At 72.7% G+C, this 26,450-nt stretch carries 20 protein-coding genes; 10 read left to right on the top strand and 10 right to left on the bottom strand.

What is annotated here, in order from left to right; genetic code table 11:
- The first annotated feature begins 111 nt into the window (after positions 1 to 111).
- Positions 112 to 1,641 (top strand): hypothetical protein, encoded by a 1,530-nt coding sequence (locus tag BKI49_RS29280; RefSeq protein WP_095937267.1) that lies wholly within the window; start codon positions 112 to 114, stop codon positions 1,639 to 1,641.
- Positions 1,642 to 1,992: 351 nt separating this feature from the next.
- On the opposite strand, the gene cyc2 is transcribed toward BKI49_RS29280, so the two are convergent.
- Positions 1,993 to 4,152, bottom strand: a complete 2,160-nt coding sequence (gene cyc2, locus BKI49_RS29275) for a germacradienol/geosmin synthase Cyc2 (RefSeq protein ID WP_095937266.1) — start codon at positions 4,150 to 4,152, stop codon at positions 1,993 to 1,995.
- A 165-nt stretch (positions 4,153 to 4,317) separates the two neighbouring features.
- Here cyc2 and BKI49_RS29270 point away from each other — a divergent pair, with 165 nt between their 5' ends.
- Positions 4,318 to 5,631 (top strand): cytochrome P450, encoded by a 1,314-nt coding sequence (locus tag BKI49_RS29270; protein ID WP_095937265.1) that lies wholly within the window; start codon positions 4,318 to 4,320, stop codon positions 5,629 to 5,631.
- 35 nt (positions 5,632 to 5,666) lie between these two features.
- Here BKI49_RS29270 and BKI49_RS29265 read toward each other — a convergent pair whose 3' ends face one another.
- Positions 5,667 to 6,863 (bottom strand): damage-control phosphatase ARMT1 family protein, encoded by a 1,197-nt coding sequence (locus BKI49_RS29265; RefSeq protein ID WP_095937433.1) that lies wholly within the window; start codon positions 6,861 to 6,863, stop codon positions 5,667 to 5,669.
- Positions 6,864 to 6,958: 95 nt separating this feature from the next.
- Positions 6,959 to 8,794, bottom strand: a complete 1,836-nt coding sequence (locus tag BKI49_RS29260) for a S8 family peptidase (protein ID WP_095937264.1) — start codon at positions 8,792 to 8,794, stop codon at positions 6,959 to 6,961.
- A gap of 398 nt (positions 8,795 to 9,192) precedes the next feature.
- On the opposite strand from BKI49_RS29260, the gene BKI49_RS29255 reads away from it, so the two are divergent.
- Positions 9,193 to 10,143, top strand: coding sequence for a lytic polysaccharide monooxygenase auxiliary activity family 9 protein (locus BKI49_RS29255; RefSeq protein WP_095937263.1), 951 nt, complete (start codon positions 9,193 to 9,195; stop codon positions 10,141 to 10,143).
- Positions 10,144 to 10,158: 15 nt separating this feature from the next.
- On the opposite strand, the gene BKI49_RS29250 is transcribed toward BKI49_RS29255, so the two are convergent.
- Positions 10,159 to 10,824 (bottom strand): Tat pathway signal sequence domain protein, encoded by a 666-nt coding sequence (locus BKI49_RS29250; RefSeq protein WP_095937262.1) that lies wholly within the window; start codon positions 10,822 to 10,824, stop codon positions 10,159 to 10,161.
- A gap of 768 nt (positions 10,825 to 11,592) precedes the next feature.
- Between BKI49_RS29250 and BKI49_RS29245 the strand changes: the two genes are divergently transcribed.
- From BKI49_RS29245 to BKI49_RS29235, 3 genes are all read left to right on the top strand, one after another.
- Positions 11,593 to 12,267, top strand: a complete 675-nt coding sequence (locus BKI49_RS29245; RefSeq protein WP_095937261.1) for a DUF6230 family protein — start codon at positions 11,593 to 11,595, stop codon at positions 12,265 to 12,267.
- Positions 12,267 to 12,665 carry a DUF6114 domain-containing protein gene (locus tag BKI49_RS29240; protein WP_095937260.1) on the top strand — a complete coding sequence of 133 codons (399 nt, stop codon included), beginning with the start codon at positions 12,267 to 12,269 and terminating at the stop codon, positions 12,663 to 12,665. The genes BKI49_RS29245 and BKI49_RS29240 overlap by 1 nt, the downstream gene beginning before the upstream one ends.
- 207 nt (positions 12,666 to 12,872) lie before the next feature.
- Positions 12,873 to 14,117: a cytochrome P450 family protein gene (locus BKI49_RS29235; RefSeq protein WP_095937259.1), complete on the top strand. Its 1,245-nt coding sequence runs from the start codon at positions 12,873 to 12,875 to the stop codon at positions 14,115 to 14,117.
- Here the strand turns inward: BKI49_RS29235 and BKI49_RS29230 are convergent, their stop codons facing one another.
- The 5 genes from BKI49_RS29230 to BKI49_RS29210 all read right to left on the bottom strand — a co-directional run bounded on the left by BKI49_RS29230 (position 14,118) and on the right by BKI49_RS29210 (position 18,330).
- Complete coding sequence (locus tag BKI49_RS29230) at positions 14,118 to 15,416, bottom strand: cytochrome P450 (protein WP_095937432.1); 1,299 nt, start codon at positions 15,414 to 15,416, stop codon at positions 14,118 to 14,120.
- 113 nt (positions 15,417 to 15,529) lie between these two features.
- Positions 15,530 to 16,153: a GTP-binding protein gene (locus tag BKI49_RS29225; protein WP_095937258.1), complete on the bottom strand. Its 624-nt coding sequence runs from the start codon at positions 16,151 to 16,153 to the stop codon at positions 15,530 to 15,532.
- Positions 16,131 to 16,490: a DUF742 domain-containing protein gene (locus BKI49_RS29220; protein ID WP_095937257.1), complete on the bottom strand. Its 360-nt coding sequence runs from the start codon at positions 16,488 to 16,490 to the stop codon at positions 16,131 to 16,133. The genes BKI49_RS29225 and BKI49_RS29220 overlap by 23 nt, the downstream gene beginning before the upstream one ends.
- Positions 16,487 to 16,900 carry a roadblock/LC7 domain-containing protein gene (locus BKI49_RS29215; protein ID WP_028800745.1) on the bottom strand — a complete coding sequence of 138 codons (414 nt, stop codon included), beginning with the start codon at positions 16,898 to 16,900 and terminating at the stop codon, positions 16,487 to 16,489. Before BKI49_RS29215 ends, BKI49_RS29220 begins: the two co-directional genes overlap by 4 nt.
- Positions 16,897 to 18,330, bottom strand: coding sequence for an ATP-binding protein (locus BKI49_RS29210; RefSeq protein WP_095937256.1), 1,434 nt, complete (start codon positions 18,328 to 18,330; stop codon positions 16,897 to 16,899). The genes BKI49_RS29215 and BKI49_RS29210 overlap by 4 nt, the downstream gene beginning before the upstream one ends.
- A gap of 224 nt (positions 18,331 to 18,554) precedes the next feature.
- On the opposite strand from BKI49_RS29210, the gene BKI49_RS29205 reads away from it, so the two are divergent.
- The 3 genes from BKI49_RS29205 (at position 18,555) to BKI49_RS29195 (ending at position 22,185) form a co-directional block, all read left to right on the top strand.
- Positions 18,555 to 19,517, top strand: a complete 963-nt coding sequence (locus tag BKI49_RS29205; RefSeq protein WP_095937431.1) for an AraC family transcriptional regulator — start codon at positions 18,555 to 18,557, stop codon at positions 19,515 to 19,517.
- A 173-nt stretch (positions 19,518 to 19,690) separates the two neighbouring features.
- Positions 19,691 to 20,560, top strand: coding sequence for a LysR family transcriptional regulator (locus tag BKI49_RS29200; protein WP_095937255.1), 870 nt, complete (start codon positions 19,691 to 19,693; stop codon positions 20,558 to 20,560).
- Positions 20,561 to 21,054: 494 nt separating this feature from the next.
- Complete coding sequence (locus tag BKI49_RS29195) at positions 21,055 to 22,185, top strand: MFS transporter (protein WP_095937430.1); 1,131 nt, start codon at positions 21,055 to 21,057, stop codon at positions 22,183 to 22,185.
- A gap of 7 nt (positions 22,186 to 22,192) precedes the next feature.
- Here the strand turns inward: BKI49_RS29195 and BKI49_RS29190 are convergent, their stop codons facing one another.
- Entirely contained in the window at positions 22,193 to 23,620 is a 1,428-nt protein-coding gene (locus BKI49_RS29190; protein ID WP_095937254.1) for a YhgE/Pip domain-containing protein, read from the bottom strand.
- A gap of 409 nt (positions 23,621 to 24,029) precedes the next feature.
- Between BKI49_RS29190 and BKI49_RS29185 the strand changes: the two genes are divergently transcribed.
- Positions 24,030 to 26,417 carry a SpoIIE family protein phosphatase gene (locus BKI49_RS29185; RefSeq protein ID WP_095937253.1) on the top strand — a complete coding sequence of 796 codons (2,388 nt, stop codon included), beginning with the start codon at positions 24,030 to 24,032 and terminating at the stop codon, positions 26,415 to 26,417.
- Positions 26,418 to 26,450: the final 33 nt, after the last annotated feature.

Here is a 26,450-nt window from a genome sequence, read left to right as displayed (position 1 = left end):
GGAGTCCGGCAGGCACGCGGCGGTGCGTGCCGATGCCGCACAACGGTCGAGTCCCGTTTGCCGCACACCGGTCAAGTCCCCTTGTCAGTGGCAGCTGTTACTTTCTGTGACATGACCGACAACGCCCTGCGCCTGCTCCGGCAGGACCCGCACCTGGCCGGCCTGGCCGCGTTCCCCTTCGGCTTCGACCTGAGCCGCGCGGCCCACGGCCATGTCGAGCCGGTCCGTCTCGCCTCGGGCGGACCTCTGGAGGTGGTGGCCGGGGACGACACCGGTGGCACCTACTTCCTGTGCGCGGACGGCTCGATGCTGTACGCGGACTCGGAAGGCGGCTCGGGCATCGTGGGGTCGAGCGCCGACGAAGCGCTGGAGATATTCGTCGGCCTCCCCGGCTGGCACGACTACCTCGGGCTGTCGCCGCAGGACGGCGCGGAGAAGATCCTGGCCGCGGTCGCGGAGACCGAGGACGAGCTCCGCGAGTGCTACGGCTTCGACGACGAGCGGACCGAAATGCGCGCCGCCCTGGGCTTCCCCGAGCGTTCCCCGGTCGAGCTCGTCGGCATGCTGTACGCGGCGCTGCGGCGCACCGAGCCCGACTTCGTGCTGATCCACGGAGAGGAACTCCTCGCCTACCGCCTCCTGGACGAGCTGCCCGGCCCACCCCTGTGGGAAGCCGCTCTGGCCCGCGGACACGCCGACCTGGCAAGACTGCGGGCGGGCGAGCAGACGGTCGAGGACGCGCCGGCCGAGGATCCGGTACGGCGCCGGGTCGCGCTGCGCGCCGCGCAGTTCGACCGCGCGGACGATGACACCGGCCTGCTCCGGCGACTCCTCCGGCACGAGGCGCGGACCTCGATGACGGACGAACTGCGGCTGGCCGCCGTACTGGTGGGCCTGCGCGGGGACCCCGCGGACCTGCCCCTCCTCCACGAGGTCCGCGACACCGACTTCGACACCCGGTGCGGGCTCGGCGGAATTCCCGAACCGGACGCGGACGGCGCCGCACTGCGCTCCTGGGCGCGGGACCTCGACGAGTCCCTGTTCGGCACGGACCCCGCCGACGAACCGCTGTTCACCTGGACCGAACTGGCCCTGGACCAGGGCCTGACGGAGCTCGCCCGGGTGGCGCTGATCCGGCACCTGGACGAGATCGAGATGAACCAGAACATGCTGCGGCGGCCGGACGCCCCGACGCGCCTCGACCCGTCCCCGCTCGGCTCGCTCGCCCGGGGGTTCGAGCGGCTCGGCGACCTCCCCCAGGCGCTGCGCGCCCAGCGCCTGTTCGCGCGGCTCCAGGAGCGGGCGTGGAACCAGGTCTCGGCCCGGCTGACCGAGGCCCGGTTGGAGCGGGAGGCGGCGCGACTCGACAGAGCCGTGAGCACCCTGGGGGTTCTCCGGGGGGTCCTGGCGGCTCCGGGCGACGACTCGCTGCGGCACTGGCAGGGCGTCAACCTCGGCCGGTTCATCGCCGAGGAGCATTACGCCCTCGCCCATGCCCTGGCCGACGCGGATCTTCCCGAGGAGGCCCGCGCGGTTCTCGCGGCCGGCGACGCGATACGCGACGAGCTCTCGCCCGCCGGCGCCGCGGCCGTGCGGCAGCCCGCCGAGGAGGCGGCACGCAGGACGCCCGGCCGGCCCTGACCCCGGCCCGCACAGGCGAGCAGGGCCCGAGCCCACCCAGCCAGGGGCGCGAGGAACCGCGCACCCAACAACACCCCACCCGCACAGGCGAGCAGGGCCCGAACCCACCCGCCCAGGGGCGCGAGGAACCGCGCGTCCGGCGACAGCTGGCCCGCACGGGCGAGCGCAGGTCAAGACCGCCCGACCAGGGGACGGCGACGGATACGAGGCGACCGCGGGCCGGTGGGGGCTGGTCGCGCAGTTCCCCGCGCCCCCGGGCGGGACGGTCCCGGCCGGTGCCCGCCCCCTGCAGGCACTCCGGCAGGGAAATGGGCCCCCCGCTCACGCCGGAGCCGTCCGGCATGCGCGGTCTCAGCCGACGGGGAGCGCCGGAGCGGGCGGCCGGTCCGGGAGGAAGCCATGGGCACGGCGCGCCAGGTACTCGGCCTTGTAGCGGTCGACGTTCCGGTGCCAGTTCAGGATGCCCGCCATCCAGTTCTGCAGGTCGGCGACATAGCCCGCCATGATCTCGCGCGCTTCCTCCGACAGGCCGAAGTCCTCGTACAGGACGGGCAGTTCGTGCGCGGCGACGTGCTCGAACTGCCGCATGCGCTGGTTCAGCAGATCGCCCACCACGCCGAGCGCGGTCGGATAGTCGCAGCCGAAGAAGTTCTGCACGACGAAGACGGCGTTGTGGATCTCGCCCTCGTACTCGATCTCCTTCTGGTACGAGAAGACGTCGTTCACCAGGCAGCCGTAGTCGACGGCCGAGTTCTCCAGGGAGCGGACCGGTCCGCTGCGGTACACCTCCGTCGGGACGGCGGAGCCGTGGCCCATCCGGCACAGGCTCAGGGTGAGGTCGGAGCCGAAGGTGGCGCGCCGCATCTCCAGATAGTCGATCGGGTCCGGGACGCGGTGCTGGATCTGGTTGGACAACTCCCACAGCCAGCTCGCCGTCATGACGTCCACCGCGTCCTTCAGGGACCGCCGCGCTTCGGGGGTCATCCCGCCCGTGGTGCGTGCCCACAGGTCGATGAGACCGTGCTCCATGCCGTTGACCGGGACGGGCATCTCCTCACCGGCCAGGGGCATGCAGGCGGACAGGCGCTCGGTGGTCATGCGCGCGGCGGCCAGGTCGCGGCGGTGCCCGAAGACGAGCGTGTAGTAGTCGTCGGCGTACGTGCCCCAGGCGAGCCACTGGGAGCTGAGGTCGAGGGCCTCGGCGGTCGCGTCGGGGTCCAGCCCCGCCGCGCACAGCGGGAGGTCGGCGGCCGCGAGCCGGTCCTCGTCCCAGACGCCCTCGTCCAGCATGCCCATGCGGTGCATCCACGGCGTCAGCCGGCCCCGGGCGGCGTCGAGGTGCGGGCAGAGCTCGACCTCGAACGGCATGGCGAAGTCGGGCAGCAGCGACGGGCCCACACGCTGGTGCGGCAGGTGGGAGTAGGCGCGCAGGCGTTCCGCGGCGACGGCGGCCAGCAGCGCGCCCACGTCGGCGGCGGAGGTGCCGGGGCCGGTCGGGGCCTGCCAGGGCGCGCCGGACGTCGCCCCCTCGTTCATGTAGCGACTGGAGCGCATGTGCCATTCGTGGCCGCCGGACTGCCAGTCCTGCAGGCCCTTGGTGTACGCGGCCACCGCCGCGACCTCGCCCGGGGTGAGCCCCTTCTCCAGGGCGAGCGCGGGCACTTCGGTGAGGGCGCTGTGCTCGAACTGGTGGAGCCGGGAGGTCAGGATGTCGTTGACGGTCTCGGCGGCCTCCTGGGTGGTGCAGCCGAAGAAGGTCTCCAGGACGAGCACGCCGTTGCTGAGTTCGCCTTCGTCCTCGACCTCCCGCTGGTAGGAGAACAGGTCGTTGCGCAGGTGCACGGCGTCGGAGAACGTCTCCGTCAGCACCCGGAGCGGCCGCGTCCGTGCGACGGCCGCCGGGACCTCGGCGGTGGCGTACTCCACGAGCCCCGCCGACCAGGGCGCACCGCCCACCTTGCGGCGCATCTCGATGTACTCGACGGGGTTGGAGACCCGCCCTTCGTTGATGTTGGACAGCTCCCACATCGACTCGTTCAGCAGATGCTCGGTGGCGACGGCGAAGCGGCGGCGCCAGTCGGCCGACATCGACGGCACCGTGCGCGCCCACAGGTCGGCGAGCCCGGCCTCGACCGGGTTCCGCGGTTCCGGCACGGGCGTCGACAGGTCCAGGGGCATGAACAGCGGCAGGCGGTCCAGGTGGGCCTTGCCCGCCGCGCGGTCCTGGGTGCGCTTGAACATGTCCAGGAAGTGGTCGTCGAAGAAGAACACCCACACGTACCAGTCGGTGATCAGGGACAGCGCGGGCCCGTCGCAGTCGGGGTGCGTGTACGCGCACAGCAGCCCGTAGTCGTGGGCGTCGAGGTCGGACTGCTCCCAGATGCCGGAGCCCTCCAGCATGCCCATGTCCCGCGCCCACCCGACCGAGTGGGCACGTGCCTCGTCGAGGTGCGGGTTGAGCCGCGCGGGATACGGCATGTAGAAGTGCGGGAGTCGGAACGGCTGCGTCATGGCCGGGCCCTACCCATGGCCTCCGGGGGACACCCGCGGGCCTGGACATGATCACACCATCGCGTGAATCCCCTGGGCGGCGGCCCCTCCGCCTCCCGGATCTGCAGCACGGCAGGTCCAGCGAGCCCCTTGCCGCCGCCGGACCGGGCCGGTCACCGTGGTCGTATGACGTCCACACCACGGGCCCCGCGGGACACGGCGGAGGCATCACATGCGCCTCGGACGCCCCACCTGCCGGACCCACCCGATGTCTTCGACCCCCGGCAGTACGCCGACGGGGTCCCCCACGCCGCGTACCGTGCGCTGCGCGATCACGTGCCCGTCGCCTGGCAGGAGGAGCGCGAGGTGCTCGGCTGGCCGGCGGGACCCGGGTTCTGGGCGGTCACCCGGCACGCGGACGTGGTGCGGGTGCTCAAGGACTCGGCGACGTACTCCTCGTGTCTCGGGGCGACCCAGATCCGCGATCCGGCCCCCGGCGACCTGCCGTTCATCCGGCGCATGATGCTCAATCAGGACCCGCCGGACCACGGCCGGCTGAGGCGGCTGGTGAGCCGGGCGTTCACCCCGCGCCGCGTCGGGCAGTTCGAGGCGGTGGCCCGCGAGCGGGCCTGTGCGCTGCTCGGGCGGGCGGTCGAGGAGGCCCGCGCGGGCGACGGCACGTGCGATCTCGTCGGCGCGGTCACCGACGACTACGCCCTGCTGAATCTGTCGGACCTGCTCGGCGTGCCGGTGCGGGACCGGGGGCTGCTGCTGGACTGGACGCGGCGGGTCATCGGCTACCAGGACCCGGACGAGGCGGGCCCGACGACGGTCGGCGCGGACGGGAAGCCCATCGATCCGCGTTCCCCGGCGATGCTGCGGGACATGTTCGAGTACGCCCGCCAGCTGGCCGTGCTCAAGAAGAACCACCCCGCCGACGATGTGATGACCACGCTCGCGGCCGACCCCGAACTCGCCCCCGAGGAGCTGGAGATGTTCTTCTTCCTGCTCACCGTCGCGGGCAACGACACCGTGCGGGGCGCGGCGCCGGGGGGCCTGCTGGCCCTGGCGGAACACCCGGACGCGTACGCGGCACTGCGCGCGGGGCAGGTCGGATTGGACACGGCCGTCGACGAGTTGCTGCGCTGGCATCCGCCGGTGCTCACCTTCCGCCGCACGGCGGCCGTGGACACCGAGCTGGCCGGACGGCGCCTGCGGGCCGGTGACAAGGTCGTCGTCTTCCACGCCTCGGCCAACCGTGACGAGCGCGTCTTCGCCGACCCGGACCGGCTGGATCTCGGCCGGGCACCGAACCCGCACGTCTCCTTCGGCGACGGCCCGCACGTCTGCCTCGGCGCCCACTTCGCCCGGCTGCAACTACGGGTGCTGTACGAGGAGACGCTCCGCGCGGCGCCCTCGCTGGGCACCGCGGGACCTCCCCGGCGTCTCGTCTCGAACTTCATCAACGGTCTCAAGTCGCTGCCACTGCAACTGATTTGATTGTGCATCAGGTCAACGCCGCGGAGTGTCCGCGCTCAGGGCCTGACCTGGATCAGCGCGTGCGTGCCGCCGGTGCGCCAGCGCTGCTCCTCGGCGGCGACGAGCGCGGCCTCGGTGCCGGCGTCGAGCCCGACGACCACGTCGGACTTGAGGGTGCGCAGTGCGGCCACCGCGCCGGGGAAATGAGCCGTCGCCACCGCGAAGGGCGTGGTCGCGGGGTAGAGCCGGTCACCGATGAGGCGGCGGTAGTTGAGGTCGCCCTTCAGGACGGTCAGGTCGGCCGCGGCGAACTCACGGCGGAGGTCCTCGGGCAGGTCGGCGTAGGGCAGCGGTGCGCAGAAGAAGGGGTGGGCCCGGACCGTGAGGCGGCCGTCGCCCGCCGCCGCCCAGAGCCGTCGGCCGGCCTCGCCGGCCGCTCCCTTCGCGTCGACGAGGCGGCGCAGCGCGTCGACGGTGTCCGCGGTCGTTGCGTCGGAGACGTAGTAGGGGTACGGCTTGACGTGCAGGACGGCCCGTGTGATGCGGTCGTGGTGCAGGAGGTGGTCGACGAGGAGCAGGTCGGGGATGAGCTCGCGGCCCGCGTTGTCCGCGACCAGGCAGAGGGTGCCGCCGTCGAGCAGGGAACGCAGCGCGTCGCCGTCGTCCGCGACGAGCCGGGACGCCGTCGGCGTGTCTCCCGCGGCGACGCCCAGGCGGAAGCCGAGGTCGGCCCGGTTGCCCCACAGCGAGCCGTGCAGCAGGGCCACCTCCTGTTCCTCGGCCGGCCGCGGGGCGAGTTCGTCGAGCGCGGCGAGCTCCTCGTCGGCCTCCGCGGTGTCGAGCTCCGCGAGCTTGAAGGGCCGGAACGGGTCGATGCCCTGCCAGGGGCCCGGCGCGAAGTATCCGACGGCTTCCAGGAGCCGGCGGTAGAAGTAGCTCTCGGACCACAGGAACGGCACGTCGAACCAGGACCGGCCGATCCGGCCCCGGCCCCATTCCAGCCACTGGTCCCGGTCCGCGGCCTCGGGGCCGAGCGTTTCGACGACGCCCTCGGTGCAGTCGGCGAGCAGGGCGTCGAGGGCACGGTGCTGTTCGGGACCGTACGGGAAGGCGCCCCGCACCTGGCGGATCAGCGCGGGGTGCCGCTCGGCGAGCACGCTCCAGGGGAACGACCCCACGACGTTGCTGACGACCACGGGCGGGACGGACTCGGCGGGCTGGCCGGAGGGTGCGGGCTCGGCGGGTGCGGGCATGCCGCTCACCGTACCGGCCGGACCGAAGGGGCCGGCCGACACGCGAGCGCGTCGGCCGGCCCCTCCCCCCGTGGAGATCAGCAGCGTGACCCGGGTCAGAAGGTCAGCTTCCAGCTGTTGATCGTGCCGGTGTCCTGGGCGGCCACGTCCTGGACGCGGAGTTTCCAGGTGCCGTCGGCGGCCTCGCCGGAGGCGTCGACGGTGTACGTCGCGCTGACGTCGTCCGCGGAGTCCGAGCTGCTGGAGGACTTCAGCCGGTACGTCGAACCGTCCGGCGCGACGAGGTCGATCACCAGGTCGCCGCGGTAGGTGTGGGTGATGTCCACGCCCACCTTGAGGGCGGCGGGCGCGTTGCCGCCGCGCCCGCTGACGGTGATCGGCGACTCGACGGCGGAGCCCGCGTCCGGGATCGCCACCGGGTCGGCGCTGGTGAAGGTGGTGCCGCCGGTCGAACCGCCGGCGGCCACGGCCTGGACGGTCTTGGCCGCGTCCGCGAGACCGGCGCCGCAGCCGCCCGAGCAAGTGCCGGGCAGGGCACGCGCGTTGGCCTTCACGGCCGTCTCGATCTGCGCCGGGGTGAGGGCCGGGGCGGCCGACTTCATGAGCGCGACCAGGCCGACGACGTGCGGGGTGGCCATGCTGGTGCCCTGGTAGTACGCGTACGACTCGGTGGACGGCGTCTTCGTGCCGGAGTTGAGCGTCGACAGGATGCCGTTGGCGGTGCCGGTGCTCATCTCGCCGCCCGGAGCCGCGATGTCCACGACGGAGCCGTAGTTGGAGTACGAGGCGCGGGAGCCGGTGCGGCCGGTGGCGGCGACCGTGATGACGTTGCCGCAGCTCGCCGGGGAGTACTTGGAGGCGTTGTCGTTGTCGTTGCCCGCGGCCACGACGACGGTCGTCCCGCGGTTCACGGCCGCGTCGATGGCGCTCTGGGTGGCGGAGGTGCAGGCACCCGGGCCGCCCAGGCTCATGTTGATGACCTTGGCGACGTTGCTGTTGGCCGGGACGCCGGACACCGTGCCGCCGGAGGCCCAGGTGATGGCGTCGATGATGTCGGAGTCGTAGCCGCCGCACTTGCCGAGCACGCGCAGCGGGGAGATCTTCGCGTGGTAGGCGATGCCCGCGATGCCCTTGCCGTTGCCGGTGACGGCGGCGATGGTGCCGGCGACGTGCGTGCCGTGCCAGGAGGAGCCGCTGGAGCCGGTGCCCGCACCGCATTCGTCCGTCGCGTACCAGTCGCCCGGGTCGGCCGGGTTGCTGTCGCGGCCGTCGCCGTCGACGGAAACCGCCGGGTCGGAGATGAAGTCGTAGCCGCCGACGACGTTCGCGGCGACGTCGGAGTGGGCGACATAGCCGGTGTCGATGACGGCGACGGTCACCCCGCTGCCGGTGGACGTGGTCCAGGCGCCGGGAACCCGCATGCCCGCGGTGGCCTCGAAGAGATCCCACTGCTTGGCGTACTCGGTGTCGTTCGGGTCGGCCTGGGGCTTGTTGAGGCGGTCCGGCACGACGTACGCGACCTGCGGGTCGGCCCGGTACTGCGCGATGACGTCGGCGACGTCCGCCTTCGCCGGCTCGGCGCCGAGGTCCACGAGGGCCGCCCCGGTGCCCAGGCGGCGCCGGAAGTCGAGGTCCTCCCCCGCCTTCCTGCCCTTCGCCGCGGCGTCGGCGTCCGCGGCCTTGTCCGAAGTCGCCTCCGCGGCACCGGACTTGTACCCGACGATGAGGCGCTCGGCCGGAGCGGCGGCCGGTGCGGCGGGCGTGGCCTCGGCCGCGAGGGTGGTGGATCGCGCGTCGGGGGTCTGGGCGGCGGCGACCGTGCTCGTCGTCACGGCCAGCAGTGCCGCGGATATCGCGGCGACGGACACCAGTTTCCGGCCGGTGCCGCGCGGCGCCTCGCGGGAGGCGTCGGGTGAGGGGGAGGGACGCAAGGGCTTGCCTTTCGTGGCCGGCTCCGGAAGGTGTGGGGTACCGCGGAGCAGCGGTCGATTCGCTTCGTCGTCGAAGCGGCGGGGGGTGCGGATCCGGAAGAGCGGCGCGGTGGCCGGCCATGCGCGAGCGACCCGGCGAGGGGATTCCTGTGGGGCGGCTGTGCTCGAACGATAGGCAGGCGGAAGGTGAGGCGGATACAGGGGAAACCCTCGATGTGACCGGTAATCGACCCTCGATCCAGGGCCGTTGGCCGGGAAGGGTACGTTTCGTGCCCCTCGCACCGCTGAACGCACGGCTCCGCGGTCCCGTACTTCATGGTGCCCCGGGTGAGGAGTGCCCTCCGCACGCCCCGCACGGTGGCCGGACCGCTTCGCCGACGTATCGAGGAGACCCCCGGATGACCGCCCACCGCACCGCCGTCGCGGCCGCTGTCGCCGTGACGGCTCCACTGCTCCTCGCCACCTGGGCCGCGGGGCCCGCCCAGGCGCACGGCGCACCGACGTCCCCGGTCAGCCGGGTCGTCGCCTGCTCCCCCGAGGGCGGGAGCATGACGCGGACCGCGGCCTGCAAGGCGGCGATCGCAGCGAACGGGGCCCCCTTCACCGCCTGGGACAACCTCCGGGTGGCCGGTGTCGGCGGCCGGGACCGGCAGGTGATCCCCGACGGGAAGCTGTGCAGTGGCGGCCTGCCCGCCTACAAGGGCCTCGACCTCGCCCGCACGGACTGGCCGTCGACCCGTCTGACGTCCGGAGCGAGCCTCACCCTCAGCTACAGCTCGACGATCCCGCACACCGGGACGTTCAAGCTGTACCTCTCGAAGCCGGGCTACTACCCCTCCCGGCCGCTGAAGTGGTCCGACCTGCCCGAGAAGCCGTTCGCCACCGCCACCGACCCGGCTCTGGTCGACGGCGCCTACCGCATCAGGGCGAAGCTGCCGTCCGACCGGACCGGGCGGCACATGCTGTACACGATCTGGCAGAACTCCAGCACGACGGACACCTATTACTCGTGCTCGGACGTGGTGCTGTCCGGCGGTCGCGCGACACCGGCGCCCACAAAGAAGCCCGCCGCCGGCGCGGGCGGCACGAGCACGGACAAGAGCGGGCGGACCGGCGCACCGTCGAAGCGTCCGCCCGCTCCGTCGCGGCCGGCCGACTCGCCGGCGCCGGCGTCCGGTTCGCCGACCCTGGTGACCACGTCACCGGCCGGCGCGGCCGGTCCGGATCACCTCCAGCCCGCCGCCGACAGCACGTCGGACCACAGTGCCGCGCTCCCCCTGGCCGCCGGGGGAGCCGCGGCGCTGCTGCTCACCGCGGGCGTCGCCGTCACGCTGCGGCGCCGCCGCTGAGCGCTCGGCGGGCCGTCAGTTGACGTGGACCGTCGGGCCGCCCTCCTGGCTGGTGTCCGACACGGGTGCGTACTTGGCGGTGAAGTAGCCGCTGGCGAAGCACAGGGACGAGCCGGAGAACTTGGTGAACTGCTGGTTGGTGAACGCGATGCTGTTGTCGGCGTTGCTCGCCGTACCGGACAGGCCCGCCGCCCGGTAGACGCAGGTCACGGTGCCGAGCAGGGTGCGCAGCTTGACCGTGGTCTGGATGCTGGAACCGGCGGCGGGCGCCACGGCGACGGCGCCGTCGGAGGAGACGGTGGTGCTGTAGGGCAGGTTGTCGACCGTGATGCCGGTGACGCCGAGCACCCCGACGACGTTGCTGCTGCAGCTCGCGCTGTCGAAGGTGTGCCCGGTGAGCGACTCGGTCGCGATGCCGGGGGCCGCCGGGTTGTCGGTGACGGTGGCGGTGAAGGTCGACGAGGAGCAGGAGACCCCGCTCGTGCCGGTGCTGCTGGAGTAGAGCGTGGCCGTGGTGCCGCTCGCCAGGGACGCGTTGACGACGTCACCGGCGGCGACCGGGGTTCCGCCCGCGCTGCCGGTGGTGAGCACCGGGGTGTCGGCCGCGGACGAGGGGACGGTCGCCGACACCGTGAGGGCGGCGACGACGCCGGCGACGGCGAGGAGGGATCGAGTGCGCATGGGGGGTGCCTCTTCTCCTGAGGGGGGTGTGAGTGCCTGACCGCGCATGGGGCGCGGGGGTGCGGGGGTGCGGCGACGAGCCGACGCGCCCGCGGCACGGCAGCGCGGGGCCGACACGGGGTGGCGCGAGCGTGCGGACGACGCGCGAGCGCGGGGCGACGCGGACGTACGGGACGACGCGAGCGGGTGGAGCGACTTAGGGGGCGACGCGAACGGGCTCGTCGCCTGCGCGCGGGAATCCGCCGCCGGTCCGTGACGCCTTCTCCGTACGTCACGGACCGGCAGCGACAGCCGGGCGCCGGCACGGCTCAGGGGGAAGGCGACCGTGCCGGTGCCAGGGGTGGGGGGTGCAGTGGTCGAGGAGGCGCGGCGCGTCCGGAGGTGTCACCGCCGCCCGTGGAAGGACGGCGTCCGGGAGGCGACCCACGCGTCACGCGGCGGACCCGGCGCCACGGGTCCGTGGGAATCAAGGCAGAGTTGTAGACCTGGTGAACGCTCAACGTCAAGGCACAGCACGGAAGTTGAGCGTGGAAGCGACCTTTTGGCCGGTCTCCGTTCACAGCCACGGCACAACCACCACGCTTTTCCCACAAGTGCCTTGACCCATGAATGTAACCCCCGGTAACTTCCTCGACGGCTACTGCTGCGTAACGAGAAAGCCCTTGCGACCGCCGGGAGGCGCGAGGGGCGTGCGCCGCAGCCGCTGTCCGCGCCAGGACAACGTGCCACTGAACCCGTACCCGCATCGAACGTGCACAGGGAGCAGACATGGCCTCGTCCTCGGACGCCTCGGCGTCCCACGGTTCCACCCCCGAGAGTTCGGAAAGCGGTTCCGCGACCGAGGGCCCGGACAGACGTGGGCGGGTCCGCCTGCGCCGCGCCGCGGTGATGGCGGTGCCTGCCACCGCGATCGCCGCGGGACTGATGATCCTCACCGCGCAGGGCGCCCTCGGCGTCCAGTTCGCCATCTCCGGCATGCCGTTCACGGTCACCGCCACCGAGCTGAACGGCACCGGCTTCGAGCAGTTCGGCAACCTCGACAACATGGCGGAGGACAGCCCCAACGCCGGCGACACCGGCGGCCAGGTCCTCGTCGTGACCTCCGCCATCAAGAACGCGACGCTCACCAAGCTGTGCCAGAGCGTCGACCTGGGCGGCACGAACCTGCTCATCACCGCGGGCAGCGGTGCGGACAAGGTGCAGGCGACCAACCTGACCACCGACTCCACGGAGCTGTCGGGCGACGCGGCCTTCGACAACATCGAGATCGGCAACGACGCCAGCACGCTCAGCAAGGCCGGCGTCCAGGGCAACAAGGGTGTCTTCAGCCAGCAGGCCGACACCGTGCACATCGCGAACCTACGACAGACCAACTACGCGACCACCGCTGCCGTGTTCAAGCTGCCCGGGCTCAAGCTCCGCTTCAGCGACCAGGGTTGCTGATGACGTCCTCCCGGAACCCGCGGTCGGAATTCCGCCGGTGGCGAGCGCACCGCCCCTTCTGGGGCGGTCTGCTGCTCACCCTGGCCGGGGCGGAGATCCTGCTCACCGAGAAGGCCTCTCTGAAGGTCGTCCTGCACATCGGCATGCAGGGACTGGCGGGTTACCTGCTGCCCACCCTGATGGTGCTGTGCGGACTGCTGATCCTCTTCAACCCGGCCCAGCGCCTGTTCTACTCGCTGGTCGGCATCCTGCTCTCCCTCGGCACCTGGCTCACCTCCAACCTCGGCGGCTTCCTCGTCGGCCTCCTCCTCGGAGCCGTCGGCAGCTGTCTCGCCTTCGGCTGGCTCCCGGACCAGGAGCCCCGCCGTCGCCGCCTGCTGCGACGCAGGCACGCGTGATCCCCGAGCCCGTGCGACCTCCGGACCCGCCGCGGTCCGGCAGCGCCCGGGCAACCCGACAAGTCGACCCGGCTCCGGGTCGACTTGTCGGTACGCGCACGGAAGTTGCCCTCGTACGCACCGGGCGACGGGCGCTCTCGCTGCGGAACCGTACCCCCGCGTAGCGTGACCTGCCGTCATGACGTTCGAATGCCAGGGAGGCTCCCCGTGGGAAATCCAAGCCCCTTAGTGATAGACGCGACCGGCCGCGACATTCACTCGGAAGCCGCCCGCATCCGGGACGGCGGACCGGTGACCCTGGTGGCGCTCCCCGGTGGTGTCGAGGCCTGGGCGGTGAGCAGCCCGGATCTGCTGAAGCAGCTGCTCACCGACCCGCGGGTGTCCAAGGACGCCCGGCAGCACTGGCCCCGGTTCGCAGGCGGGGAGATCACCCCGGACTGGCCTCTGTTCACCTGGGTCGCCGTGCAGAACATGTTCACCGCGTACGGCGGCGAGCACAAACGTCTGCGCATCCTGGTCTCCAAGGCGTTCACCGCGCGCCGTACGGCCGCGCTCCAGCCGCGGATCGAGGAGATCACCGCGCAGCTGCTGGACCGGATCGCGGAGGCCGGCCGCGACTCCCAGGTCGTCGACCTGCGTGAGGAGTTCTGTTATCCGCTTCCCATCCAGGTGATCAGTGAGCTGTTCGGGCTGCCCGAGGAACGCGGGCCCGAGCTGCGGCAACTGGTGGACCGCATTTTCGACACCTCCGCCGACCCGGGCGAGATGACCGCCGCCTACGAGCGGTTGTACGTCGTCCTGGCCGAACTCGTCGCCTCCAAGCGGGAGTCACCGGGCGACGATCTGACCACCGGGCTGATCGCGGCACGCGACGAGGACGACGGCACCCGGCTCAGCGAGCAGGAACTGCTGGACACCCTGGTGCTGATGATCAGTGCGGGCCACGAGACGACCGTGAACCTCATCGACAACGCCGTGCACGCCCTGCTCACCCACCCCGGTGAGCTCGCCGCCGTGCGTGAGGGGCGGGCCTCCTGGGACGACGTGGTCGAGGAGACGCTGCGCGTGGACGCGCCGGTCGCCAGCCTGCCGCTGCGCTACGCGGTGGACGACCTGCCGATGAGTGAGTTCGGCGGCCCGGACGGTCTGGTGATCGGCAAGGGCGAGGCCATCCTCGCCGCGTACGCCGCCGCCGGGCGCGACCCCGAGCGCCACGGGAAGGACGCCGACCGCTTCGACGTCACCCGCGCCGACAAGGAGCACCTCGCCTTCGGCTACGGGGTGCACCACTGCCTCGGTGCCCCGCTGGGCCGCATGGAGGCCCGGGTCGCGCTCCCGGCGCTCTTCGCCCGCTTCCCGGACCTGTGCCTCGCCGTTCCCGGGGAGGAACTGCGGCCGGTGGAGTCCTTCATCTCCAACGGCCACCGGTCCCTCCCCGTACGGATCTCCTGATCACTCCCCGCGCCACCAGGCCAGCAGGCGTGCCCAGCCGCTCTTCGGCGGCTCGGGCACGACGGCGGGCGGCGGGGCCACCGGCAGCGGAAGGGCGCCGGGGTGCGGCTGCGGCTCGGCGTCCGGCGCCGTGACCGCCGCCGTGGGCGGGAAGCGGACGGGCAGTGCGGCGAGAGCGCGGTGGAAGGGGCCGGGCCGCCAGACCAACTCCTCGGCCGGGACCGTGAGTTCGACATCGGGGAGGCGGTCGAGGAGCTTCTCGACGCCGACCGCCGCGATCAGCCGCGCCGGACTCTGTGCCGGGCAGTTGTGCGGGCCCGCGCTCCACGCCAGGTGGGCGCGGTTGCCCGCCCGCTGATCGCTCGTCAGTGCCGGGTCCGTGTTGGCCGCGGCGAAACTCACCACCAGCGGATCACCGGCGCGCAGCGACGCACCCTCGTAGACGACGTCGTGCACGGGATAGTGGACGGCGTAGTTGGCCATCGGCGGGTCGGACCACAGCACCTCGTCGAGGGCGTCCTCCACCGGGAGGCTGCCGCCGGACAGGTCGCCCGCGAACCGGTCGTCGGACAGCAGCAGCCGCAGGCTGTTCGCGATGAGGTTCTGCTGCGGCTCGGTGCCGGCGCCCATCAGGACGACGAGGGTGTGGATCATCTCCTCGTCGGTGAGCGCGGCCGGGTGCGCCATCAGCCAGGACGTCATGTCCTGCCCGGGCTCCGCCCGCTTCAGTGTGACGAGGTCGAGCAGGGTGGTGCTGAGCAGTTCGTTCGCCTTCTCGGCGTCCACCCCGTCGAAGATCCCGGACATGCCCTCGACCAGCCGGATCCCGTAGTCGGCGGGGCAGCCGAAGAGGTGGTTGAACACCAGCAGCGGCAGGACCTGGGCGTACTCGCCGAGCAGATCCGCCGTGCCGAGCGGGGCGAACCGGTCGATGAGCGTGTCGGCGCTGCGCTCCACGTATCCGCGCAGCGTGTTCGGCTCCACCAGGGCCAGGCTGTCCGTGATCGCTCCGCGCAGCCGGCGGTGCTCCTCACCGTCGGTGAACAGCGCGTTCGGCCGGTACATCATCATCGGCACGACGGGGCTGTCCATCGGGACGGTGCCGTCGGCCAGGTCGCGCCAGCGGCGGGGGTCCTTGGAGAAGGTCTCCGGGCTGCGCAGGACGTGCAGGGCGGCCTCGTACCCGGTGACGAGGGTGGCCCGGACGCCGGGCGCCAGTTCGACGGGGGCGGTCGGTCCGTTCTCCCGGAGCCTGCGGTACACGGCGCCCGGATCGGCCGCGAACTCCGGTCCGTACATGGGTTCGTGGGCCGGGCAGCCGGGCGGCGGCACGGACTGCGACGGTGCGGGCCGCGGCGCCGGGGCGTCCTCCGGCACGGTCTGCGGTGGTACGGACTCCGGTGGTACGGGGGTCACGCGTGCTCCAGTTCGCCGGTGCGGGTGAGCAGGTATTCGACGAGGGCGATCAGCGCCTCGGTGGAGGAGACCCGGTCACGCGCGTCGCAGCGCACGAGCGGGGTCGAGGGCAGCAGGTCGAGGGCCTCGCGCACCTCGTCCAGGCCGTGTTCGGGCGCGTCGTCGAACTCGTTCAGGGCCACCGCGTAGGGCAGTCCCAACTCCTCCAGCACGCCCATGACTTCGAAGGACTGGTCCAGGCGCCGGGTGTCGGCGAGGACGAGTGCGCCGAGCGCACCGCGCGTCATGTCCTGCCACAGCTCGGTGAAGCGCTGCTGCCCGGGTGTGCCGAACAGGTAGAGGACCAGGGCGTCGTTGAGGGTGAGGCGGCCGAAGTCGAGGGCGACCGTGGTGGTCGTCTTGTCGCGCGTCCCGGCCAGGTCGTCGACGAGCGCGCCGGCCTGGGTCATGACCTCCTCGGTGCGCAGCGGCCGTATCTCGGACAGGGCACCGACGAAGGTGGTCTTGCCGACGGCGAAGTGGCCCACGATCAGCAGCTTGACCGCGGTCTGCACGGTCGGCGGCAGATGCATGCCGCCCGACCGGGGGCGGACGTCGTCAGAGGCGGGCGCGGAGCCCATCGAGCACCTCCTGGAGGATGCGGGTGTCGGAGGGGCGGGCCGACGGGATCGGCGCGCGGGTGACGATGTGACCGCTGTCGATCAGGTCGGCGATCAGCACCTTGGTGACGCTGACCGGCAGCTCCAGATGCCCGGCCACCTCGGCGACCGACAGCGCTCCGGGCCGGCACAGCTCCATCAGCCCCCGCTTCTCGGGACTCAGTCCCGTCAGGGGCAGATCGTCGGCGGCGATCAGCAGCGTGACGAGGTCGAGGGTGTTGCGGGACGGGTGGGAGCGGCCGTCCGTGACGACGTAGGACCGCACGAGCCGCTCCCCGGGACGGCGGCGGGGTGTCATGCGGGACTGCCGGTGTCCTGCCGGGCCGGGCTGGTCAGCTCCTTGCCGAGCCGGTCGACCAGCTTGTGCATGCGGTAGGTGACCGCTTCCATGTCGACGTTCTCGGTGGTGGACACCGCGAGATAGGCTCCCTCCCCCGCGGCGACGAGGAAGACGTAGCCGTGGGCGAACTCGATCAGGGTCTGGCGCCACGGGGTGTGCGGGCTGCCGCAGAACTCGGCCGTGCTGCGGCTGATCGACTGCACCCCCGACAGGCCGGCGGCCAGCCGTTCGGCGTCGTCCCGGCCGATGTCCGCGGAGTGCGCCCGGAGCATGCCGTCGGCGGACAGCAGGATCGCGTGACGCGCCTCCGGCACCTTGAGGACCTCGTCGAGCATCCACCCCAGCTCGTTGGTCATGGGGGCGATCATCCCTGTGTGTTCCCTTCGTTCTCGTGGGGGGCTTGGTGGGAGGCCTCGGCGGCGGTCGCGTCGTGGGCGGACCGGCCGAAGCGGGTGCCGCGGGCGAAGGCGCCCATGCGCCGCGCGTTCTCCTCGGCGGTCCGGCCGCCGACCTCCTCGGCCGGAGGGGCGGGCGGCTCCCCGGCGGTCGCGGTCACCGGCGCCTGAGGGGTGCGGCGGCGCCGCTTGGGCAGTCCTCCGGCCGTGGTGGCCTCCGCGGTCTCGGCCGTACGGGCTGTCGTACGGGCAGGGGTGGCGGCGGACGCCGCCTCGGTCGGGGTGGCGGGTCCGGCCTGTGCGGGGGCCGGGGCGGCCGGAGCGGGTTCCGGCGACGTGACGGTTCCGGCGGGCCGGGACGACCGGCGGGTCGGGGCGGCCGGCGGTGCCGCCACCGTCGCGGGGTCCATGTGGGTCAGCAGCGCCGCGGGCACGAACAGCACGGCGCGCACACCGCCGTACGGCGACCGGGTGTCCACCGAGACGCTGAATCCGTACCGGGCGGCGAGCACGCCGATGACGGCGAAGCCGAACTGGGGCGGGTCGTCGAGGCGGGTGACGTCCACGGCGTGCCCGCCGGTCAGCAGCGCGGCGGCGTGCTCGGTGGCCTGCCCGTCCATGCCGACGCCGGCGTCGTCGATGACCACGCAGGCACCGTTGTGCACCGTCTGGACGTTGACCTCGACCGCCGTGTTGGGCTGCGAGTGGCGTGCCGCGTTGTCGAGCAGTTCGGCGACCGCGAGGACCACGGGCTCCACCGCGCGGCTCTCGACGGCGATGTCCGCCTGTCCGTTGATCCGCACGCGCCGGTAGTCGCGGATGCGGGAGGTCGCCCCGCGGACGACCTCGATCAGTGGGGAGGTGGAGCGCTGCCGTCCGGGCCAGGAGCCGCACAGGACGGCGATGGCCTGCGCGCGGCGGCCGAACTGGGCGTTGGTGTGGTCGATCTCGAGCAGGTCGCGCAGCACGTCGGGGTGGTCGTGCCGGTCCTGCATCTCGGAGATGGACACCTGCTGCTCGTTGGCGAGGGCCTGGATCGAGCGCATCGACGCCTTGAGGGCGGCCTTGGCGGACTGGTCGGCGCGGGACTGCGCGTGCTCCACGGCGCCGGAGAACCGCTCGACGACGCTGTCGAGGCTCTTGGCGAAGTCCGTGTCGGCCAGCCGGACGTCCAGCAGCCCGGCGGCGGGACCCGCCTGGTGCGGGGCGTCCTCCAGGGCCGGGAGGCGGACCGCGGCCAGATGACGCAGTTCCTCTTCGCGGGCCCGCAGTCCGTCCGCGAGTTCGGTGGTCCGCCTGCGCTGCCGGGCGGTGATGCCGCGCTGGCGGAGCAGCAGGACGGTGACGGCGAGCAGGCCGACGGCCAGGCACCAGAACGCTGCCTCCGGTAGGCGTTCGGTCATGGATCCTCAAGTCTCCGCATGCATAGCTGAGTTGAACGGGTGGCAGTCATAGGAGTTGGAAGGGTGAGGGGTGGGGCGCGAGTTGACGCGGCGCACGACGGTAGCCGCGCGGCGGCGCCCGCGCTTGCCCCGGCGCGCAAGGAAGTTGCTGTCATGCGCACGGGGCGTGTGCAGTAGGCTGACGCCGAGTAACTACCGCCAAAAGCACTGGAGTTGAGGTGCCGCTGCCAGCGGAGAGCTACCTCGTGGAATCGCAGTCGACCCATGAGGTGACACCACGCGAGCGGGCCGACTTCTGGAGCGAACACATCGGGTCGTACCAGTCCCGGATGGGCTTCGCGTACGCCCGCCCGGACGACTTCGGCGGCGAGACCGTCCGTCAGCGGACCGAGAAGTACCAGCTCGTCAGGTTCCGGTCCGACGAGATCGAGTACAGCAGGACCGCGCGGCAGGTCCGCGAGGACCCCGACGGGGACTACCGGTTACTCCTCCCGCTCACCGGCGGGATCGTCCTGCGGCAGGACGGCCAGGAGGCACGGCTCACCCCGGGGACCGGCACACTCGTCTCCTTCGACTCCCCCTTCGACTGCCTCCAGGACGCGACCACCCAGGCGTACATCCTCACCATCCCCGCCCGCGAGGTGGACGGCCCCCTCAACCGCAAGTCACCGCTGGCCACCGGCCTCGACCTGACCAGGGGGCTCGGCCGGGTCGTCGGCTCCATGCTGAACGACCTGCACGCCGAGCGCGACGTCCTCACCGACGCCCAGTTCGACGCCGTCTCCGACCGCATCGTCGAGCTGCTGTGCATGCTCGCCACGGGCGACGACCGCCCCGACGCGACCGGGCAACTGTCCGACGTGGAGACCATGGTCCGCCGCTACGTCCGCGACCACGCGGCCGACCCGGCCCTCACGGGTACGTCCATGGCCCGCGCGCTCGGCTGGTCACTGCGCCAGATCCAGCTGGCCCTGCAACGGGCGGGCACCACTCCCCGCGACCTGATCCGGGAGGAGCGGCTCCGGCTCGTCCGCGAACGCCTCCGGTGCGGCGACTGCGAACACCTGACGATCACCGACCTCGCGTACGCCTCGGGCTTCTCCTCGGCGAGCGCCCTGAGCACCGCGTTCCGGCAGCGCTACGGGTTGAGCCCCCGGGAGATGCGCAACGGCGGCCGACGGTCCTGAGCCCCCGCCGGACCCACCCGGACGGTGATCCGGCGAGCGGTCCTCCGGTCCGGCGACCGGCCCGCGGACGGCCGGCGGACCGCCTGCTGGTGATCGCGGCCTGCGACAATCGATGCACAAGCCCATCTCCGACGGAGATGGGGTGCGGCTTCGGGACCGGGAGCGGAGCGTACATGGACCTGCGGCAGATGGAGGTCGCCGTCGCGGTGGCCGAGGAGGGCGGCTTCACCGCGGCGGCGCAGCGCCTGCACGTGGTGCAGTCCGCCGTGTCCGGCACGGTGCGGGCGCTGGAGCGTGAACTCGGCACCCAGCTGTTCGACCGCACCACGCACCGGGTGTCGCTGACCGCGGCGGGCGAGGCCTTCGTCCCCGCGGCACGCGCCGCGCTGCGGGCCGCCGAGCAGGCACGGGCGGCGGTCGACGCGGTCCGGGGACAGCTGCGGGGCAGGATCACCGTCGGCACCATGCAGGGCGTATGGGCCGAACTGCACCGTCCGCTGGCCGCACTGCGCGCGGAACATCCGGGCGTGGTGGTCCGGCTGCGGCAGGCCGCCGTCACCGACATCCGGCAGGCACTGCGCGAGGGCTCGGTGGACCTGGCCGTCGTCGCGCTCGACCGGCAGCAGCAGCGCGGTCTGGTGACACGGCTGCTCTCGCGCGAGGAGATGGTCCTGGTGTCGGCATCCGGGCGGGCGCTCGCCGGGGAGGGCCCGGACGGCACGGTGACGCTCGCCGAGGCCGCCCGGCTGCCGCTCGTGGACTTCACGCCCGGCTGGGCGATCCGGCTCTGCGTGGACCGGGCGTTCCGTGCCGCCGGTGTCGAGCGCGAGACGACCTTCGAGGTCAACGACATCGTCGCCGCGTCCGAACTCGTCCGCAACGACCTGGGCGGCTGCATCATGCCGGCGTCGATCGCGGCACGGTTCCCGGACCTCGCCACACACCGCTTCGACCGGCACGCGCCCAGCTGGAAGGTCATGGTGGTGCGCCCGCGCGGGGAGGCACCCCCGGCCGTCGCCGCGTTGCTGCACCACATGTCCTGAGGCCGGTCCCGCCGAATGCCCTGAGGGCGGTCCCGCCGAGCGACCCTGCACGGCGGGACCGGAGCACGACGTCCTGAGGACAGTCACCCACCGACAGCGACAAGCCCTGGGGGCAGTCACCCCCGGAGCGAGACGCCCCGAGTCCGGTCGGCCCGCGGGACGGCCGCCCGCCCGGGCACCCTCCGAGGACGACGCCCCGGACCGCGGAGACCCGCGTCATCTCCCTTGGAGATAACCGATATCTCTGATCATCGCCGCGCCAGGGGAAGGGACACGTCCCGTCCGGTGCTGAGGAGACCGTACGGGCGACAAGGAGGCCGCCCGTCCAGCAGACAGCGTTCCCGCCGAACCGTCCCCATCGGTTCTTTTCCCGAGAAGGTGCCGTGTCAGCATCCTCCGAATCCGCCGGGCTCCGGTCCCAGAGCCCGTCCGCCACCACGTCCCCGCACGGCGTACCGGGCCGACTGGTCGTCCTCCTCGCCGTCGCCTCCGGCATGACGGTCGCCAACCTCTACTACGCGCAGCCGCTGCTGTCGTCCCTGCGTGACGTCTTCCACGTCAGCACCGCGGCGGCCGGCGGCCTGATCACCCTCACCCAGGTCGGCTACGTCATCGGCATGCTCTTCCTGGTCCCGCTCGGCGACCGGCTGGAGAAGCGCGGACTGATCACCGTGCTGCTGGGCGTCACCACGCTGGCCCTGGTCGCGGCGGGCCTCGCGACGAGCTTCCCCCTCCTGCTGGCCGCGTCACTCGTCGCCGGGGCCACCTCGGTCGTCGCCCAGATCGTGGTCCCGTTCGCCGCGAGCCTCGCCCCCGACCACGCACGCGGCCGCATCGTCGGCCGGGTGATGAGCGGTCTGCTCACCGGCATCCTGCTCTCCCGCACGCTCAGCAGCCTGGTCTCCGACGCGGCGGGCTGGCGTGTGGTCTACCTCGGCTCCGCCGTCCTGATGGCCGTGCTGGCCGTGGCGCTGCGTGCCGCCCTGCCCGCGCACGCACCGACCACGACGATCCCGTACGCCCACGTCCTGCGCTCCACGCTGCGCCTGGTGCGCACCCACCCCGCGCTGCTGCGGCGCGGGCTCTACCAGGCGGCGATGTTCGGCGCGTTCAGCGCCTTCTGGACGACCGTCTCGTACGTCCTCACCGGCCCGCCCTTCCACTACTCGCCTGTCGGCGTCGGCCTCTTCGCGCTGGTCGGGGCGGCCGGTGCGGTGGTGGCGCCGGTCGCGGGACACTGGGCCGACCGGGGGCTGACCCGGCCGATGACCGGCGTCGCCTTCGCCGTCGCCGCCGTCGCGTTCGCCGTCGCGGGTCTGGGCGGGCACCACATCGTGCTGCTCGCCCTGGCCGCCGTGCTGCTCGACATGGCCGTCCAGAGCACCCTGATCCTCGGCCAGCACACCATCTACCAGCTCGACGCCGACGCCCGGGCCCGGCTCAACAGCGCGTTCATCGCCATCTTCTTCGTCGGCGGGGCACTCGGCTCCCAACTCGCCTCCCTCGCCTACCACGCGGCGGGCTGGCCCGCGGTGGCCGCCTTCGGCACGGCTCTGCCCGTACTGGCACTGCTGTACTGGACGACGGAACGCGCGGCGGGCCGGCGGGCCGCCGACGCCGCCTGACCGGACGTCAGGCGAGACGGGGGATCATGCGGTGCAGCCCCTTGCGGTCGTAGTACCGGGTCATCGCGAAGCCGAAGAGCAGGGCCAGGGCGGAACCGACGGCGATCATGGTCCAGGCGCGGGCGAGACCGGCGTCGGCACGCGCGTCGAAGAAGAGGATGGCGCGCACGCCGTCGCTGAGCTGGCGCATGGGCTCGAAGACCGACAGGAAGCGGTAGAAGCCGGGGACGGCCTGGAGGGGGACGGTGGCCCCCGACGACGGCAGGCCCAGCACGATGAACACGAACATGGAGACGAGCTGTCCGATCCCGCCGAAGGCCGCGTTGATCGCCTGGACACCGAGGCCGACCGCGAGGCTCGCGCAGTACGAGTAGATCCACAGCAACGGCAGACGGGTGGCGTCCATGCCGAGGATCGCGACGGTGGCCACCATGACGAGGGAGACCGAGAGAACGCAGATCCCGGCGGTCATGGCCATCTTCAGCAGCAGGGTCTGGGTGCGGTCGATCGGCACGGTCGGCCGGCGGGTGTGCCAGGGGCCGATCTCACCGTCGGCGTAGCCGAGCGCGGTGTCCACGCCGGTGTTGATGATGTTGGCGCCGAGGAATCCGGCGAGGACGAGCAGCAGGGTGTAGTAGAACGCGGTCAGGCCGAGGCCACTGTGCGTGCCGATGGGGTGACCCACCTGGGTGACGACCTGGACCGGATCCGCCAGCAGCAGCCGCTCGGTGGCGTCGGCCCGCACGGTGGCGGGGGTCGACGTCAGTTCCTTGCCGATCGCCGCGGAGGCCTGCTGGGCGGCGGTCGAGCCGATCCGGGAGGCCAGCGAGGAGCCCAGGCTGCCCATGCCCGGATTGGTGAGCACGGTCATCGTCGGACGGACCGTCGCGTTCGCGGTGGTGAGCGCGGCCACGGAGTCGGTGAAGTCCGCCGGGACGACCAGGGCGCCGTAGATCTTCCCGGAGGCCATCTGCTCCTGGGCCTGCGCACGGGTGAGCCGGCGCCAGCCGGCCTGGCCGGAGACGTCGCCGGACAGGATCTTGTCGGTGACCTGCGCGCCGAGGTTCTGCCGCTGCCCCGGCAGCGGGCGGCCGCGGTCCTCGTCCACCATGCCGATGGGCAGGCGGTGCAGATGCCCGCTCGGGTTCACGATGCCGCCCATGTAGAGCAGGGACAGCAGCAGTGCGAGGAGCCCGGTCATGGCGGTGGGGAACAGCCACAGCCGGGGACGCCGCAGCAGCGCGGAGGCACGGGCCTCGGCGGGGGCGCGGGGGCTGGTCCGGCCCGGCTCGCCGTCGGGTGTCCCGCCGGGAACGCCGGTCCCGCCCCCGCCGCCGGCAGTGGCTTCGCCCGCGGCACCGGCCGCTCCCGCGCCCGGGGTGCGCGGCCGGGTCTCGGGGCGGGACGGCTCGCGGTCTTCGTTGTCGGCGTCCATGGTGCTCCCTGAGGTCCGGGCCTGCCTTCGGGCCGGCTTCCGGGAGGCTCGGCACCGCCGCGCGAGGGGCGGCCGCACCCGCGCCCGCGGAGCCGCCCACCGAGGTCAGCATGGTGCGTCCGGTGGTGCCTCGTTCGACGACGCGCCGACCTCGCCGCCACCGGGCGCGGGCCGCGCGTGCGGCGATGGCGGCGGGGTTTCGCCGTCCGCGGCGGGCGGCCTGCCCATGCCGAACCGCGGACGGCTGCGAGGGCTCGCCCACCGGATCTCCAAGAGGCCGCACCGGTAAGACCGTTGGGCCTCGTCCCTCTCGTCTCCCCTGCCTGCCGGACCGGTTGTGCGGACGGGCGGGCCCGGGACCTGACCGGCCCGGTTGAGGGGACTGCCCGATCAGATCATGCTTGTACATATGGTGACATTGCCGAGGCCCGCGGGGTCTGCGGCCACGGCCGGTGACGCCATGGCGGTGGTGGATGCCGACGGAGTCGTCACGGGCTGGAGCGACGGTGCCCGGATGCTGACGGGCCACACCGCCCAGGAGGTCCACGGGCGGCCGTTGGCGGAGCTGATCGACGGCGATGCCGAAGCTGCCTGGCAGGAGCTGCGGACGAGCGGCGGGAGCGTGGTGACCGTGCGGTGCCGGGACGGGCGGCGCACGGACCTGGCGCTGCGGGCGTGGGCGCTGCTCGGTGAGCGGGGCGACACCTCGGGATACGTGATCACCGCGACGCCGGACGACCGGGGCCGGGCCCTGGGCGACCTGGCGTTCCGGCAGTCGTCGGTGTCGATGTCGGTCTTCGACACCGAGCAGCGGTACCTGCTGATGAACGACACGGCGTCCCGGCTGATGGGCCGGGCGGAGGCCGAGTTCGTCGGCCGGTTCTTCCCGGACACCGTGGAGAACGAGGAGCACAGCCGCGGCTTCGTGCGCCATCTTCAGGAGGTCGTGGAGACCGATCGGCCGGTGCACTACGAGAGCTGGACGCGGGCGCCCTCCGGGACGCGCACGCACGCCTGGAACACCGAGATGTGGCCGCTGCGGGGCCCCGCGGGGGATCTGCTCGGGGTGGCGGCGGCCGCGTTCGACAGCAGCGAGCAGTACTGGGCCAGACAGCGCCTCGCGCTGCTGAACAAGGCGGCCACCAGCATCGGCACGAAGCTCGACGTGATCCACACCGCGCAGGAGCTGTCCGAACTGGCGGTCCCGCGGATGGCGGACTTCGCCAGCGTCGACCTGCTGGACTCCGTGCTGCGGGGGGAGGAACCCTCCGTCGGCGCGGTGGGCGCCGACGTGGAGCTGCGCCGCGTCGCCCACCACTCGCGTACCGCCGGGGTGCCGGAGGCGGCGATCGCTCTGGGCTCCGCCGACGTGTATCCGCCGGCCTCGCCGCCCGCCCGCGCGCTGGCGACCGGCGAGGTGGTGGTCACCAGGAGCGGCGAGCCGGGCCTCGACATCTGGCTGGCCCGCCACGACAGCCGGGCCACCCGGCAGCGGGAGTCGGAAGAATACGACTTCTCGCTGATGGCCGTACCCCTGGTGGCGCGCGGCACGGCGCTCGGGGTGGCCGTGCTCGTACGACTGCTCACGACGGGCAGCCCCGACCCCTTCGACGAGGACGACGTGTCATTGGTGCAGGAGCTGGCCAGCCGAGCCGCCGTCTGCGTCGACAACGCGCGCCGCTACACCCGGGAACACACCACCGCGCTGGCGCTGCAACGCAGTCTGCTGCCGCAGGCCATGGTGGGTCAGGCGGCGGTGGAGTTCGCCTCCCGCTACCTTCCGGCGCTGTCCCGGGCGGGCGTCGGCGGCGACTGGTTCGACATCATCCCGCTGTCCGGGACCCGGGTGGCGCTGGTCGTCGGGGACGTGGTGGGGCACGGCATCCACGCCTCCGTCACGATGGGCCGGCTGCGCACCGCGGTCTGGACGCTCGCCGACGTCGACCTGCCCCCGGACGAGTTGCTCACCCACCTCGACGACCTGGTCGGCCATCTCACGGCCGACGACAGCCAGCCGGGCGGCCAGATCGGCGCGACCTGCCTGTACGCGGTCTACGACCCGGTGGCGCGGCACTGCACGATCGCCTCCGCCGGGCACCCGCCGCCCGCCGTGCTCTACCCGGACGGAGGGGTCGAGGTCGTCGAGGTGAGCGCCGGTCCCGTGCTCGGCATCGGCGGGCTGCCCTTCGAGTCCACGGAGCTGGACCTCCCCGAAGGGTCCGTGCTGGCCCTGTACACGGACGGGCTCGTGGAGGCCCGCCACCTGGAGGTGAACGCGGGCACGGCCACCCTGTGCAGCGCGCTCGCGGCCCCCGCCGGGAATCTGGACGACGCCTGCGACAACGTGCTCAAGGCGCTGCTCCCGGAGCGCCCCGCCGACGACGTGGCCCTGCTGCTGGCGCGCACCCGCGCCCTGGACGCCGACCAGGTGGCGGTGTGGGACCTGCCGTCCGATCCGGCGGTGGTGGCCACGGCCCGGCAGCGCGTCGGGGAACGGCTCGCCGAGTGGGGGCTCGACGAGGCCGTGTTCGTCACCGAGCTCGTGGTCAGCGAACTGGTCACCAACGCCATCCGCTACGGCGGGCCCCCGATCCAGCTGCGGCTCATCCGCGACCGGGCGCTGATCTGTGAGGTGTCCGACGCCAGCAGCACCTCGCCGCACCTGCGCCGGGCCCGCACCTTCGACGAGGGCGGGCGCGGCCTCCTGCTGGTCGCCCAGCTCACCGACCGCTGGGGCACGCGTCAGGCAGGTTCGGGCAAGACCATCTGGGCCGAACAGACACTGCCCGCCGACTAGTGCGCCGTACGGGCACGGACCCGCGCGGCCGGT

The sequence above is a fragment of the Streptomyces sp. Tue6028 genome (assembly GCF_002300165.1).
GTDB lineage: Bacteria > Actinomycetota > Actinomycetes > Streptomycetales > Streptomycetaceae > Streptomyces > Streptomyces siamensis.
Note: the sequence above shows the minus strand (reverse complement) of the source record. Positions and strands in the feature narration are given on the sequence as shown.